This is a genomic window from Aquicella lusitana, from assembly GCF_902459475.1.
Taxonomy (GTDB): Bacteria; Pseudomonadota; Gammaproteobacteria; order DSM-16500; family DSM-16500; genus Aquicella; species Aquicella lusitana.
In genome coordinates, this window is the sequence record NZ_LR699114.1 from 1,640,617 (window position 1) to 1,654,184 (window position 13,568).

A 13,568-nucleotide genomic window follows, 5' to 3' on the forward strand; every position below is an offset into this window, starting at 1 on the left:
AAAAAAATAGTATATCATGGGAGCATTACCCGTTTTTAGCTGCGAAGGTAATCATGCTCTAGCTCAGACGTTCAGGCACGCTCCGTAATCCATAGGCCAAGTCTTTTTCACCTGCTGTACCTGATTCAATATATTCTGCATCCTGGTTCACACACCAGGTATCGAAACGACGTTGACCCGCTAGAATATTTTTGACAGTCAGCATGGCCGTCATCATGGAGTGATCCTGATTATTGTATTTATGCATGCCGTTACGGCCGATTAAATGCAGGGAAGGAAATTTTTCATCTAATTCACGGCGAATTACTTCCACATGTGTTTGATAATAATTGTCATAAACCGGATAGGCCTTTGTTTGCCTGACCACACAGCCATCAACAATATCATCCAGCGTGGCGAGGCCTAGTTGCACAATTTCCCGCTTGGCTTTCTGAATTAATGCATCATCCGAGGATGTCCAGACATTGTCGCCATCAAAACAAAAGTATTCCATACCGTAACAGCACATATCTTTTTCAGGCACCATATCCGGCGACCAAGATTTAAAATTTTGAATACGCGCCACATCAACCTGCGAATCGTGTACATAAATCCAGTTATCAGTAAATTGTTGCCTGTCTTTTAGAATCAGTACGACAATTAAAAAGTCACGATATTTCAGTTCGTTTGCTGCCGATAAAGCGCCAGATGAAAGCGATGGCGAAAGGTACTGCGTCACTAGATCACGCAACGGTGCGGATGAAATGACATGACTTGCGATGACTTTTGCGCTATTGCCAGCGTTATCGCGATAATGCACGTGCCATTTATTTTCATCTGCATTGTATTCACAACGGTAGACTTCACTTCCCAATAATACCTTACCCCCCTGTTGTTTTATTTTTTCTGCACATGCTTCCCATAACATCCCCGGGCCTTTGCGCGGATAACGAAAAGTATCAATCAATGTCTTGATTGTTTCTTTACTGTTGCGCCTTGACCATCTTTTGGGAATGAGCGCACTGACTACAGCCGAAGACAATGATAATCCTTTGATACGCTGCGCTGCCCAGTCGGCAGAAATCGCATTGCAAGACATGCCCCAGACTTTTTCAGTATATGTTTTAAAAAAAATACTAAAAAGACGCTCCCCAAAATGATTGGTAACCCAATCAGCAAAACTGACTGGCTGTTTAATTGGTATAAGCCGCGCTTTGGCATAAGACAAAACGCAGCGACATGACTCCACCAACCCCAGCTTGCGCAGGGCTTCAAACGCTTTCAACGGATAGGAAAAAAACTGCTTGCGATAAAAAATGCGTGAAGAACGTGGCCGCTCCAGCATGCCATGCGGCAATATTTCAGTCCATAAGGCTTCCACTTCCTGTGCCTTGGAAAAAAAACGATGCCCGCCGATATCAAAACAATAACCCTTGTAAGTAGCGGTCTTGGCAATGCCACCGACGTATACCGGATCCGCTTCCAGAATAGTCACAGAGCGGTTTTCCTTGCTAAGCAGATATCCGGCTGTTAATCCTGCAGGGCCGGCGCCGATAATCACGACTTCTGATTGCATACTGATCAAATCCATGTAACATATAAATTTTACTATCCTAAGCTATCACAATTTTATGGCTTTTCCCTATAAGAATTTCAGTCTTGATACTGAAAAAGGCTATCTCCTTTGCACTGTCGGTCTTGTCCTGCTGTATATTGGATTCGAGTTTTTTTATATATCGCATGCCGGGTTACTACGTGATGAATTCTGGTTCGGCCATCACGTTTATCAGTATGTTCACCACCTTCCTTACCGGGACTTTTTACCTTACAAGCCCGTGCTGGGTTATTACCTGTTAAGCATCCCTCTGTATTTTTCAACGTCCGCCTTTGCGCCGCTCTATTACATCAAATACGAAATCGCGCTGATCAATGTGTTTTTTATACTGATTACCACGCGGTGGCTCATGCGTTTTTTTCAGCCCCAAGCCGTTTTCTTAACATTGATTATTCTCTGCGCCAGTCAATTTTTTATGATTCATTCCGCTCAGCTTCGAGTTGACATGTTGTCCAGCTGGCTTGGACTGATCTCCTTGTTACTAATTTTATCCAATCGTACCATCATGGCTGGCGTCATGATGGCAATAGCGTTTTTGGTTTCACAAAAAGCTTTATGGTTTTTTGCCGCGACGAATGCCGCTTTTATTCTTTACTGGATAAGCGCCAGCCGTTACAGAGAGACTTGTTGGCGCATGGTCAAATTTAATCTGGCGATCATCCTGCCTGTGCTCGCCTATGTGCTAGGCTGGGCACACTACTCAAGTCTCTCGTCTGTATTGCAAAGTGTTTTTTACGAAGGTTATACGCAATCTAAAATCACCTGGTATCGTCAGATTTATTATGAATGCTGGCAGGTGATTCTATCGAGTGGTTCGCTTTTTATTCTGCTTTGGCCATTAACCTGGTTGAGCTTATGCGTGCGCACGGATGACGAAACCATATATAAAAGACGTTTATTTATTGCTTTCTATTCAACCGTGATGATGATATTGATTTTAAGCTATCAACAAGCGTTTCCTTACAATATGGTATTTTGTATCCCTGTTTTTTTTGTATTGTACGCTGATTTTTTTTCTTGGTTGTTTATGCTGTTCAGACATCCTTCCGCTTTCACATCATTTCTCAGCAAACGTCAGCTCTTCTGGTTCATTTCTGTCTACTGCATACTGACGGTGAGCGTCATGATAGCAATGGGGTTGCCCAGCGCTTACTTCCAGACATTGCTTATTCCAGTGAGTCTGGGTCTCTTGATTTATCGACGGCAGCACAGCACCTTCTATCCCTCACTCATTCTCATTCCTGTTTTGTTTGCAGGTATTGTCTACCCACTGATGGCGACGAGCATAAGCGCCCTCACGCATTCCCTTTATGGCGGTTATCAAAAAAGGAATATTGAAGTCGCGAGCGATTTGCTGGTAGACGGTGGCGATTATTTTGCAGGCTCGCCTCTGCTTTATCAAAAGAACCAAGCCATTCCCGGCCTAATGAATCTAATTGGGCCTGCGATCGATTATCTTTATCATCCTTCTCCTGATCTTTTACCTATCCTCATTCCTTCACTTTATTTAACGCCAAGAACGCCAGAGCAAATACTGCATGACTTAAAAACAAAACCCGTGAAATTTTATATCAATAATAACCGGATTGAAGCGCTGCCCGCTGCGATACAACGCTATCTTTTTTCTCAGTATCAACATTTTTGGGGAAGCATTTTTCTTTACGCACCGCTTGTACCGGCCTCAGATAACGCTTTTTTGCTCAAATTTGCAGGAACTTATCAGTTAACGGGACCGCGTGCGGCAAAGGTTTATATCGATAATAAGCGCTATCAGCCCGGCGATAAAATCGCATTGACCGCGGGTCAACATTCAACCCGAAGTGATCGAGCATATCGGCTAAAATATCTTCCTGAACACAAACTCCAACTAGACCCGAAGTATCAATACTACGCGCGCGAAATGCTGGGAAGTACTTAGCTGCACACTCGGTTCTGTTGCCTGCATGACTATTTAATAAATCATTCCTCAGGAAAGAATGGCCCGAATCATACGAAGCCAGTTGTCTTTATTGCCTATCGGATCTACTGGACGCGCTACTTCCGGAACCAGTTGCAAGCGATAGGAACGGGCTGCATCCGTCAGATGATCGCCCTCTTTCAGTTGAATCGTCTGTCCTGGATGCCTTCTTTTACCATCAATTATAATCGGTTTTTTCGCCGCGCTTTCGATACGATAACGCCCTGTGAATTTAAGATGAAAAGTTAATTGATCGGGTGTAATTTCTGGCGCGTATAGATAAAGGCTACCATAGAAGTGCTGGTAATGTTTATGTATATACTCTGACAATTCCGACGGCAGAGTCAGTATACGATAATTATTGATGACAACTTTGACGGGTTTTCTTTCAAAATCATCAATCACTTTTTTAACCGTCGTAGGCACAAGGTAAAGCGAAGGTAAAAGCAGCGGTTCGAGCTGCTTTGTGGGATCATATAAATAATCCAGCGCAGGTCCAATCAGATTTTTCAATCCCTCGATGGGTTGATCCTTTTGGTAAAGAAACGGAACGCCGCCGACATAATCCTCATTTTTTTCCAGCAGGCTAGCTGTCAAATAAATCATTTTTTTTTGATAATTTCCATTCAAATGAATACTCGTAACTAGCGAGCGATAGAAAGGATATACAATACCCACGGCGATCATGATGGTTGTGATGGCATAAAAACAGCTTAGCCGTATGGTTTTCTTCTCAAGAAATAAAAGAATACTCATCAGCAAAGGAACAAGCGCGATAAGATAATTGATGGGATTTAATGCAAATAGAATGATGATTACACTGATCCAGAATATATAAAATGCCATGAGATATATAAAATACAAAGACAATGTCGATCTCGCCGGATCCCCACTCGCAACCTTTTTTTGCATGAAAAACCACGTCATAAATTCTGCGTAAAGCAAAAAGAAAGCAGGCACGGTCAATACAAAATTATAGGGAAACGGCTGCTTGTAATTGATAAATAAAATTAAGGCAATGGAGGCAAAGCTGACAAGAAAGAGGCGACGATCAAGTTGAGAAGGCTCCGCGGATTTTTCAAACAGACAGATAAACGCGAGCGGCCATAATAAAAATAACAGTGGCCCGCGTTTGAGCGCGATCTCCCAGCACATGAGATAAATGTGAATAAACCAGTCAATGCCGGCCTGAATATAAGCCTCATAAAACAGGCTGTAGAGCACCTCTGATGGGCCCACGATCAATGACCAGCCAAGGACATACAGGGCAATAGGCATGACGGCGGTCACATTGAAAATCAGCAGCGTACGCAAAGAGAAAGAGGAAGAACGATTGCATAACCAGCAGATAAGCATGGCGCCATCGATTGCAACGAGATACCACAAAGCCTTTTGCGACACCAGAAAAGCGATGCCGAACAGAATACCGCCCAAACGAAAATAGTGATTAAGCACGCAAAGCGCCATGAGGAGACACAGCCAGCTCGTAAGCATATCAACACGCAAGTCGGCTGAATAAATCAGGAACGTGTGATTTGCCAACACGGCAAGCAACGCAAAGAGCACTGCTTTACGGTCAAAAAACCGTGTTGCCCAGAGGCTGCATAGGATAATAAACCCGGCGTTGATCAGTGCAATTTCACCTTTGATATAAAAGAGCGGCTGCAACAGGCTGTGGAAAAAAAACAGGGGGAGAGAGAGCAGGTAATAGCCAAGAACAGTCTTGTATGGTGGAAAATCACGATACGGCAAATTGAAGGTATATTCATAAATATGACGAGCAAATACAAATTCGTCCGCAGAGAGCGCCGCATACGGGATAAAAAAATATTCAAAGATAAGGTATCCCGCACTGACCAACAAGACACTGTATAAAAAAAAAGATGAAGTATTTGTCATGCGGCTGTGGTGCATTTGAAGATTTCCTTATACTCTGACGTAATCCACATCACTAGCTAGTTTTTTCCTGGTGGAATGGTCTTACTTTTTTCTTGATTCCTGTATCGCAGTCAGTATACCCCGCAACATGTTCATTTCCATGATATCAGGACGTGTGCGTAAAAAAAGACGGCGCAGGCGTGTCATTAACTTGCGTGGCGCATTCATTTTCAGAAAATCAATCTCAATCAGCACTGTTTGTAAATGGTCGAAAAATTTTTCCATTTCATCTGCTGTTGCCAGTCGATAGTCCCAGCTTTCTTCAAAGGCTGTTTCATGCAGGCCTGTCGCCATTCTTACTTCATATGCGACAATTTGCACGGCGGCAGCAAGGTTGAGCGAACTGTATTCAGGATTGGCAGGTATCTGGATATGCAAATGGCAGCGTTGTAACTCTTCATTGCTAAGACCCGACTGTTCACGACCGAATACAATGGCAATCTGGCTGCCCGCTGCTTCATGCTTGATTTTTTCAGCCATTTCTCGTGGCGTCAGCAAAGGCCAGGGAATCGTTCGCGCCCGCGCACTGGTCCCCACTACCAACGTGCAATCAGCGATCGCATCATCAAGACTTGCTGTTACGATCGCCTTTTCCAGCACGTCCGTCGCCCCCGATGCCATTTCATTGGCCTTTGGATGCGGGAAGAGTTCAGGCGAGACCAGGTACAACTCATGCAAGCCCATCGTCTTCATGGCCCTTGCCGCAGAACCAATGTTGCCAGGGTGTGAGGTATTGACTAAAACAATACGAATACGGTCTAACATAACGTCTATCGAATATCACTTTTTGCAAAAAATGGATAGCACATCCTATGCAAAAAAGGCAGGAAAAGCGAGCAGAAAGCGGGGAGCATCACCAATTATCGCTGGCATCCCTATTCTATTCGTTTTATCATGGTCGCATTTCCATAACTAAAAAACAGACGCTCTTTACACATTATGCGAGATCCCATTATCAATATTGCTATTGAAGCAGCCCGGGCTGCCGGCAACACGATTGTCAGGGCCATTCCACGCCTGAACATTATTAAGGTAGCCGAAAAACAACCCAATGATTACGTGACTGAAATTGACCAGCGCGTTGAGCAGGAAATTATCACCATCATCAAAAAGGCCTACCCTTCGCATGGCATTCTTGGCGAAGAAAGCGGCGAACAAAAAGGCGATGATTATCAATGGATTATTGACCCTCTGGATGGCACCCGTAATTTCATCCATGGATTTCCGCATTTTGCTGTTTCCATCGCTGTGACCCATAAAAACAAAATTGAACATGGTGTCATTTATGATCCAATTCGCCAGGAACTCTTTACCGCGACCCGTGGCAAAGGCGCTCAGTTAAACGAACGACGCATTCGCGTTAGCACACGTAAGCGTCTCTCTGAAAGCCTCCTGGGGACAGGATTTGCCTACCGCCATCAAAATATTGACAATCCTGTGCCGGGCAACATCCTGCAACAGCTCCTGCCCGCCTGCGGGGATATCCGGCGTGCAGGAGCCGCTACCCTGGATCTCGCTTATGTCGCTTGTGGGCGATTAGATGGCTTTTGGGAATTCGGCCTTCATCTATGGGACATTGCTGCAGGGCTTCTCCTTGTTAAGGAAGCTGGCGGCATGGTTTGCGACCCCCATGGCGGCGAGGATTATCTAAAAACAGGCAATATTGTGACAGCAAATCCTGCGATTATGCGGCAATTGCTCAAAATGATCCGGCCCCAGTTAGAGGCATGACAACCCCTTGATCGTGTTCACTTAAATTCCTTATTGTGGCTTTGGAATATAATAAGCATATAGATGTAAACGGTCCCTTCTATGCCCAGGAGAGCTAAAATGGCCTTTCGCTATACTGCCAAAATATATTTTGACGAAGACGAAGTCGCGCACGAAAGCGGAAACGACGCCGACGAGCTTTATACCTGGATGTTAATGAAAGCCCAAGGAAAGTTCGGCAATTTCAGTGGTGAAATTGTTGATAACAAAACGGGTAAAGTCGTCAAAAGTTTTCGCAAGGCTCCTCCTGATTGATCCGTAACGGAATCCTTCGTATAGTGTTGCTGTTGCGCTCCCCTGTTATTCCCGTGCAGGGAAGTACGAAGTACATGGGATAACAAGAAAGGTAAACGCTGTTCAATGTACGAAACAACCCGCGTTTGCGCAAATATCGTAAGTCGAAATAAAAAGGATTATTTATGCAATATATCGCCCGCATTAACTGGAAACGCAATGAAGCCTCTTTCAACGTCAAATCCTATGACCGCACCCATCAGATTTCTTTTGGTGGCGGTCTTTCCATTGAAGGAAGCAGTGCTCCGGAATTTTTAGGTAAAGCAGACCTGCCTAATCCTGAAGAATTGTTCACCGCCTCCATTTCGAGCTGCTTTATGCTGACTTTCCTCTATTGGGCCGCCATGAAAGGATTAACTATTGATGAGTACGATGCAGAAACAGTAGGGGTACTCGCCAAAAATGCAGAAGGAAAAATGGCCATGACTGAAGTAATCATTAAACCCCGCATCCATTTTTTTGAGAATAAAACCCCGGAACCTGCCGTGCTGGAAGAATTGTTTAAAAAAGCACATGACAATTGCTTTATTTCCAACTCTGTCAAATCCAAAATCACAGTACAATCAGAACACGTTACAGCAGCTGAATAACATAGGCTCCTGGAAAGCGCCCGCTACGTAAATCGGCGAGCGCTTCGTTCGCCTGTTCCAATCCGTAAGTATGAACTTCGGTTTCGATGGGAATAGCGGGCGCAATCGACAAAAAAGCTTCACCATCGTGACGTGTTAGATTCGCTACCGAGCAGACCATCCTTTCGCCCCATAAAATATCATAAGGGAAAGAAGGAATATCGCTCATATGAATTCCGCCGCACACCACTATCCCGCCTTTTGCCACCGCCCTAAGCGCGATGGGAACAAGCTCGCCCGCAGGTGCAAAAATAATGGCAGCATCCAGCGGCTCCGGTGGTGATTGAGTAGAATCGCCCGCCCATACTGCGCCCAATTCACGCGCGAACTGCTGGCCGCGCGTGTCCCCTTCACGTGTAAAAGCATAAACTTCTCTGCCCTGAAAACGTGCAACTTGGGTAAGAATATGCGCCGCCGCACCAAAGCCATAAATGCCGAGTCGTCTCGCATCGCCAGCTTTTCCCAGCGAACGATAACCAATCAAGCCCGCGCACAGCAAGGGAGCGGCCTGGTTATCTGGATAATGCTCAGGCACGGGAAAACAGAAACGGGGGTAAGCGAGACAATAGTCAGCGAGTCCTCCGTCTATCTGATAACCGGTGAATTCAGCACGGTCACACAGATTTTCTTTGCCTGCAAGGCAATAGGTGCAATGTCCGCAACTATTGCCCAGCCATGGCACACCGACTCGCTGCCCCAGGGAAAACGCCGTAACATTTTTACCTTTTTCAGCAACGGTACCTACAATTTGATGACCCGGAATTAACGGAAGTTTGGGATACGCCAACTCACCATCCATAATATGAAGGTCTGTACGACATATTCCGCATGCATGGACCTTGATTAGCAGCTGGTTTTCATCCGGCACGGGTGTGGCAACATGGGTATATCGCAGTGGCCGCTTTGGGTGTTCCATCAGCATGGCACGCATGGGCTTTTCCCTTCCATGGATCTCTGTATTTAGTTTAACTCAGTTTGTCCCGTCCTGTTTATTGCCCACTCGAATAATAAGCACCTGATGCGCCACTCTGCGCCTGAGGAGTGGATGAGCTGCTGCTGGAATAACCCGTGCTGGAAGAAGATGAAGCAGGGTTTAGCGCCGTGGAATGCATATCGTTGCCATGGCTGGGCGTTTGGGAACTATAATAGCCACTGCTATCTGTATGATGACGACGGTGATGGTAGTCGCGATTGTATCCCGAATACATATCACTGTGATAGGCCGCAGGATGCTGATTGCTGCTGTAATAATAATTGGATGAATAGCTTTCTTCTGCAACGCAGCCAGTCAATGACCAGGCGCCTGATAACAGCATGATGACTTTCGCAAGATATTTCATTTTAGCGTCCTCAGCAAAACATTAATTACAACTTCGCGTATTCACATATACGCTATAAGATCCTGACGAACCATATACGTCAATCACTGCATGATGGCAGGCATAACCTGTCATTGGATCATACCCGACAACCGGGAAAATCCCTTTCTGGAACGGATCACGAATTAAAATGAAAGTATCTGCAGTAACCGTATTATTGAACACATGGTCACTTTTATTAGGATAGACCAAATCCTTAATAGGTGTATTGGGCACATCCACAACAATGTTTGCTGACGTATAATTATTAACAATAATGTCTGTTGCCGGCGATGTAGTTTTAGCCACAGTGCGCACTGCCTCAGTAATAGGAAATTGCTGGCTGTAATAACCGCTCTGATCCGTTGGACCAGCAAAGGCAATCGATGTGGAAACCAAACTGATAGCGACCGTTGCGCTGAGAGAAAACTTCTTCATGATTTGTCCTCGTTAATAATCCTTGCATACTATAAGCCCAATCCAATGACAATTGGATTGGGCTGCTGTTAAGGATCCTGATTATACGTGCAGATGATTAGCTGGCAAGTACCCTTTTCCTACAATGGATTACCCTCCAACCTGGCTTTACGAGCGGAACTTGTTTGCCTGCTGATTCGTATTGATACTCGAGATAAAGCTTGCAAATTCAAGCTGTGCATTTACTTTTATATTGAAAGACTCTGCAAGACGGTCCTGCACAGTGGACAGGCTTAAAATAGTTAATAGCGCTTGGATTTGTTTAGTCTGTCCCTTAAGCAACTCCCCAAGTTGATCGCAGGGTTCCTTCCTTAAATTCGCTACAAGTTTCTGCTGACCGCGGAAATTCACTGTTACAGTAAAGAACCGGGCAAGGAAATCCGCAATTTTTATCAACTCCTTGTCTTTGTTTAAATCAAGATTTGCCAAAGCATCAAGCAAATCATTGTTTGTCATAATTGGTTTACTTTGCTGATGAAACATAATTTCCCCGTTTTTTTATCCTGATCGTTATAACTGAACTTTGGCCATTTTTACAGATGTTCACAAATTTGCCACCCTGGGCGCGCAACTTTGTCATCCTGAGCCCCGCAACTTTGCCACCCTGAGCGCAACTTCGTCATCCTGAGCGCAGCGAAGGATCTCCTCTTGTACATTTAGAGATCCTTCGAACAAAAAAACGCTCTCAGGGTGACAGCCGTTCTATAGAATCAGCAGCATTTGTCAAAAATGGCAAAATACGGTATTAAAAACATGCTTTATACTTCAACAAGTATCTTTTTTCAACAACCCATCTTCATGTCGAGCTAATTAAAAAGGAGATAAATCATATAATTGTTCACCTTTTACACGCTGCTCTGTGGTAAATCTTTCGGGATAATTTTCATAGTTAACAGTGGTCATCATGCCGCCCATTTGATGGTACAAAATATGGCAATGCAGCATCCAAATGCCGGGGTTTTCTGTATCCAGCACCACTTTCATGGTTGAATGCGGCATGACATTCACTGAATCACCTTTGCGGCCATTTATTTTCTTGCCGTTAATTTCGGTAATCTGAAAAACATGTCCATGAAAATGCATGGGATGTGCCATACCGCTTTTATTATTGAAATAGAGTTCAATGCGCTGATTTGGTTTGACCTTGTAGGGTGTTACATAAGGCCATACCTCACCGTTAATAGTCCATCGATAAGTCTTCATGTCACCTTCAAGGTTATAAAGCAGTGACTGCTTGATAGGTCGCAAAGGAAAAGGATGCAATGCTTTTAATTTTTTTTCCTGCTCATCATTCAGAACCGGGTTCACTGACTCTGTTGTTTCAGAGAGCCTGGGAACCGCTGCATGCGTCGTTGCCAAAATCAAACCTGTACGCTGACGCGTGCCTTCCGGCAGCGCCAAAATAGGATAAGCGCCTTGGCCTGGTGGGATTTGCACGCGAATATCCAACCGATTACCGATGGCTAACTGAAACCGTGAACCCTGCACCGGCTGCACAGGCTCTGCATCCACCGCAAACAAGGTACCCTGCAGTTTGCCCAGATCCACATAGTAATTGCTGCTGGCAGAACCGTTAATAATGCGAAGACGAACCGTCTCGCCTGGTTTTACGCGTATCACCTGGGGATTGCTAAGTGTGCGGTGATTGGTGAGATAAGCATCAAATTTAACATCGCTCACATCGGGCATGGCCATCTTTTTGCCCATCGTTGGCATGTCCATAGGCATCTTGTCGCTGGATGCTGCCGCCTGCTGAAGATTGCCTCTCAACTTTGCGTACACTTCCCTGGGGTTTTCAAAAGTAAAATCCTGAATAAATAGCATGGCTTCTTTTTCTGGTTTTTCATTGGCGCCATAAATAATAAGCGGCGCCGCCATCAGTTTTTGTTCCTGCAATTTATAATGGGAGTGAAACCAGTACGTTCCCGCCTGTTTTAATTTAAACTCATAAGGGTAACTTTCTCCGGGCTGGATGGGTAACTGTGTCACATAAGGTACACCGTCGTCATCATTTGGGCTCAATATACCGTGCCAGTGCAGCACTAGGGGAACTTGTGTTTTGTTTTCAACAACGACGTTAAAAAGATCTCCCTCTTTGCCGGTTAAGCCAAACTTGCCATTCCGCTGCTGAATGCCAAATACCTTACTCTTTTTTCCATTCACCCTGATAGTTTTCTCAATAACTTGCAGATGAACCTGTTTGGCAGAAGCCGCGGCGTGCGTGGAAGGGAAAGCGATAAAGAACAGAAAGAGTAGTGCAATATGAAATGATTTCCGTATCATTGCCGTCAGTCCTTGACTATTTCCTGATATTACTGCCACTTTATCGCAAAATAGCAGCAGAGGCAAAACAGCGGCCCGAATTGAATGCGCCAGAATAGCGGTATCGTAAAAACTATTATCCGCGCTTACTAATCCAATGTACGTCTATAACGCTTTAACGCAATCAATAACATCACCAGCATAAAAAGAATGATGGGCCACAAATCCACCCATATATCGGCAAACCCAATGCCTTTTAACATGATTCCCCGTACGATATTGATAAAATGCGTCAGCGGCAGCACATTGCCAATCCATTGCGCCCAAAACGGCATGCCTTTAAAAGGAAAGGCGAAACCGGAAAGCAGAAGAGAAGGCAAAAAGAAAAACATACTGATCTGGCTTGCTTCCAGCTGTGTTTTTGCTAAGGTGGAAATCATGATACCCACAAAAAGATTGGCCAGAATGAATGGCAAAGTGACCACTAGCAAGGTCAGCTCACTGCCCAGTAGAGGAATTTTAAAAAACCAGACAGCCAGAAAAATCACGATCACCACTTGCAAATAACCAACAATGATAAAAGGCGTCGCCTTTCCAACGATGACTTCAACGGGACGGATCGGTGTGGATAGCAAGCTTTCCATCGTTCCCCGTTCGCGCTCACGCGTAAGCGCCATGGAAGCGACCATCACAAAGGTCATGGTGAGTACCGTACCCAGCAACCCAGGCACAATGTTGTACTGCGTAATCGCGCTGGGATTATATTTTGTGTGAATCCGTAATTCGGCGGCACCCGGCTTCGCGTTTAATCCGTCTAAAGGCCCTACCAGATCATATTGAAACACGGTGGCCATCACCCCCGTCGCCGCAGAAACCGCCGATCCGACGGAAACAGGATCTGTACCATCCACTTCGAGCAAGGCAGCCGGATATTCACCCCGCACTAACTTGCGGGAAAAATCACTGGGTATCGTGAGCGTAAACAAAACCTGATGCCGCTCAATGAGCCGTGTCGCTTCGGCTTCCGATTTGGGAAAATGATCGAACTTAAAATATTTTGTGTTTTCCAACCCGTATACTAATGAGCGCGAAAAAGGGCCGCGGTCAAAATTAATTAACGCACTGGGTAAGTCTCTGGGATTCGTATTGATGGCAAGACCAAATAAAATAAGCTGCACAACAGGTAAAGAAATAACCATGGCGAAAGTGCTGTGATCGCGTTTGAACTGGATAAACTCTTTTATAATGAGCCCCCATAAACGGAATAAAGAAAGTTGCCTGATCATTTC

At 45.0% G+C, this 13,568-nt stretch carries 13 protein-coding genes; 4 read left to right on the forward strand and 9 right to left on the reverse strand.

What is annotated here, in order from left to right; translation table 11 throughout:
* Positions 1 to 58: 58 nt before the first annotated feature.
* Positions 59 to 1,555, reverse strand: a complete 1,497-nt coding sequence (locus tag AQUSIP_RS07550; protein WP_197737843.1) for an NAD(P)/FAD-dependent oxidoreductase — start codon at positions 1,553 to 1,555, stop codon at positions 59 to 61.
* Positions 1,556 to 1,610: 55 nt separating this feature from the next.
* Here AQUSIP_RS07550 and AQUSIP_RS07555 point away from each other — a divergent pair, with 55 nt between their 5' ends.
* On the forward strand, positions 1,611 to 3,512 hold the full coding sequence (locus AQUSIP_RS07555; RefSeq protein WP_114833667.1) for a hypothetical protein: 1,902 nt from the start codon (positions 1,611 to 1,613) through the stop codon (positions 3,510 to 3,512).
* A 48-nt stretch (positions 3,513 to 3,560) separates the two neighbouring features.
* Here the strand turns inward: AQUSIP_RS07555 and AQUSIP_RS07560 are convergent, their stop codons facing one another.
* Together AQUSIP_RS07560 and trmJ are read right to left on the reverse strand one after the other, a co-directional pair.
* Positions 3,561 to 5,465: a hypothetical protein gene (locus tag AQUSIP_RS07560; protein ID WP_114833668.1), complete on the reverse strand. Its 1,905-nt coding sequence runs from the start codon at positions 5,463 to 5,465 to the stop codon at positions 3,561 to 3,563.
* 66 nt (positions 5,466 to 5,531) lie between these two features.
* Positions 5,532 to 6,254, reverse strand: coding sequence for a tRNA (cytosine(32)/uridine(32)-2'-O)-methyltransferase TrmJ (gene trmJ / locus AQUSIP_RS07565; RefSeq protein ID WP_114833669.1), 723 nt, complete (start codon positions 6,252 to 6,254; stop codon positions 5,532 to 5,534).
* Positions 6,255 to 6,428: 174 nt separating this feature from the next.
* Between trmJ and AQUSIP_RS07570 the strand changes: the two genes are divergently transcribed.
* The 3 genes from AQUSIP_RS07570 to AQUSIP_RS07580 all read left to right on the forward strand — a co-directional run bounded on the left by AQUSIP_RS07570 (position 6,429) and on the right by AQUSIP_RS07580 (position 8,143).
* Positions 6,429 to 7,220, forward strand: a complete 792-nt coding sequence (locus AQUSIP_RS07570) for an inositol monophosphatase family protein (RefSeq protein ID WP_114833670.1) — start codon at positions 6,429 to 6,431, stop codon at positions 7,218 to 7,220.
* 99 nt (positions 7,221 to 7,319) lie between these two features.
* Entirely contained in the window at positions 7,320 to 7,514 is a 195-nt protein-coding gene (locus AQUSIP_RS07575; protein WP_114833671.1) for a hypothetical protein, read from the forward strand.
* Between the two features lie 164 nt (positions 7,515 to 7,678).
* The gene (locus AQUSIP_RS07580; RefSeq protein WP_114833672.1) at positions 7,679 to 8,143 is read left to right on the forward strand and encodes an OsmC family protein; all 465 of its coding nucleotides are present in this window, start codon (positions 7,679 to 7,681) and stop codon (positions 8,141 to 8,143) included.
* On the opposite strand, the gene AQUSIP_RS07585 is transcribed toward AQUSIP_RS07580, so the two are convergent.
* From AQUSIP_RS07585 to AQUSIP_RS07610, 6 genes are all read right to left on the reverse strand, one after another.
* On the reverse strand, positions 8,127 to 9,113 hold the full coding sequence (locus AQUSIP_RS07585) for a zinc-dependent alcohol dehydrogenase family protein (RefSeq protein WP_114833673.1): 987 nt from the start codon (positions 9,111 to 9,113) through the stop codon (positions 8,127 to 8,129). The two genes, AQUSIP_RS07580 and AQUSIP_RS07585, sit on opposite strands and share 17 nt — an antisense overlap.
* 58 nt (positions 9,114 to 9,171) lie before the next feature.
* On the reverse strand, positions 9,172 to 9,522 hold the full coding sequence (locus AQUSIP_RS07590) for a hypothetical protein (protein WP_114833674.1): 351 nt from the start codon (positions 9,520 to 9,522) through the stop codon (positions 9,172 to 9,174).
* A 21-nt stretch (positions 9,523 to 9,543) separates the two neighbouring features.
* Positions 9,544 to 9,978 carry a hypothetical protein gene (locus AQUSIP_RS07595; protein ID WP_114833675.1) on the reverse strand — a complete coding sequence of 145 codons (435 nt, stop codon included), beginning with the start codon at positions 9,976 to 9,978 and terminating at the stop codon, positions 9,544 to 9,546.
* A gap of 147 nt (positions 9,979 to 10,125) precedes the next feature.
* Positions 10,126 to 10,500, reverse strand: a complete 375-nt coding sequence (locus AQUSIP_RS07600; protein ID WP_114833676.1) for a hypothetical protein — start codon at positions 10,498 to 10,500, stop codon at positions 10,126 to 10,128.
* 327 nt (positions 10,501 to 10,827) lie between these two features.
* Complete coding sequence (locus AQUSIP_RS07605; protein ID WP_114833677.1) at positions 10,828 to 12,300, reverse strand: multicopper oxidase family protein; 1,473 nt, start codon at positions 12,298 to 12,300, stop codon at positions 10,828 to 10,830.
* Positions 12,301 to 12,428: 128 nt separating this feature from the next.
* Positions 12,429 to 13,565 (reverse strand): ABC transporter permease, encoded by a 1,137-nt coding sequence (locus tag AQUSIP_RS07610; protein ID WP_172621973.1) that lies wholly within the window; start codon positions 13,563 to 13,565, stop codon positions 12,429 to 12,431.
* Positions 13,566 to 13,568: the final 3 nt, after the last annotated feature.

Bases quoted from the DNA above. Each gene is read 5' to 3' on its own strand.
- AQUSIP_RS07600 (WP_114833676.1), bottom strand. From the start codon at position 10,500: ATGTTTCATCAGCAAAGTAAACCAATTATGACAAACAATGATTTGCTT.
- AQUSIP_RS07595 (WP_114833675.1), bottom strand. From the start codon at position 9,978: ATGAAGAAGTTTTCTCTCAGCGCAACGGTCGCTATCAGTTTGGTTTCC.
- AQUSIP_RS07590 (WP_114833674.1), bottom strand. From the start codon at position 9,522: ATGAAATATCTTGCGAAAGTCATCATGCTGTTATCAGGCGCCTGGTCA.
- AQUSIP_RS07610 (WP_172621973.1), bottom strand. From the start codon at position 13,565: ATGATCAGGCAACTTTCTTTATTCCGTTTATGGGGGCTCATTATAAAA.
- AQUSIP_RS07575 (WP_114833671.1), top strand. From the start codon at position 7,320: ATGGCCTTTCGCTATACTGCCAAAATATATTTTGACGAAGACGAAGTC.
- trmJ (WP_114833669.1), bottom strand. From the start codon at position 6,254: ATGTTAGACCGTATTCGTATTGTTTTAGTCAATACCTCACACCCTGGC.
- AQUSIP_RS07605 (WP_114833677.1), bottom strand. From the start codon at position 12,300: ATGATACGGAAATCATTTCATATTGCACTACTCTTTCTGTTCTTTATC.
- AQUSIP_RS07560 (WP_114833668.1), bottom strand. From the start codon at position 5,465: ATGCACCACAGCCGCATGACAAATACTTCATCTTTTTTTTTATACAGT.
- AQUSIP_RS07570 (WP_114833670.1), top strand. From the start codon at position 6,429: ATGCGAGATCCCATTATCAATATTGCTATTGAAGCAGCCCGGGCTGCC.
- AQUSIP_RS07585 (WP_114833673.1), bottom strand. From the start codon at position 9,113: ATGCGTGCCATGCTGATGGAACACCCAAAGCGGCCACTGCGATATACC.
- AQUSIP_RS07555 (WP_114833667.1), top strand. From the start codon at position 1,611: ATGGCTTTTCCCTATAAGAATTTCAGTCTTGATACTGAAAAAGGCTAT.
- AQUSIP_RS07580 (WP_114833672.1), top strand. From the start codon at position 7,679: ATGCAATATATCGCCCGCATTAACTGGAAACGCAATGAAGCCTCTTTC.
- AQUSIP_RS07550 (WP_197737843.1), bottom strand. From the start codon at position 1,555: ATGCAATCAGAAGTCGTGATTATCGGCGCCGGCCCTGCAGGATTAACA.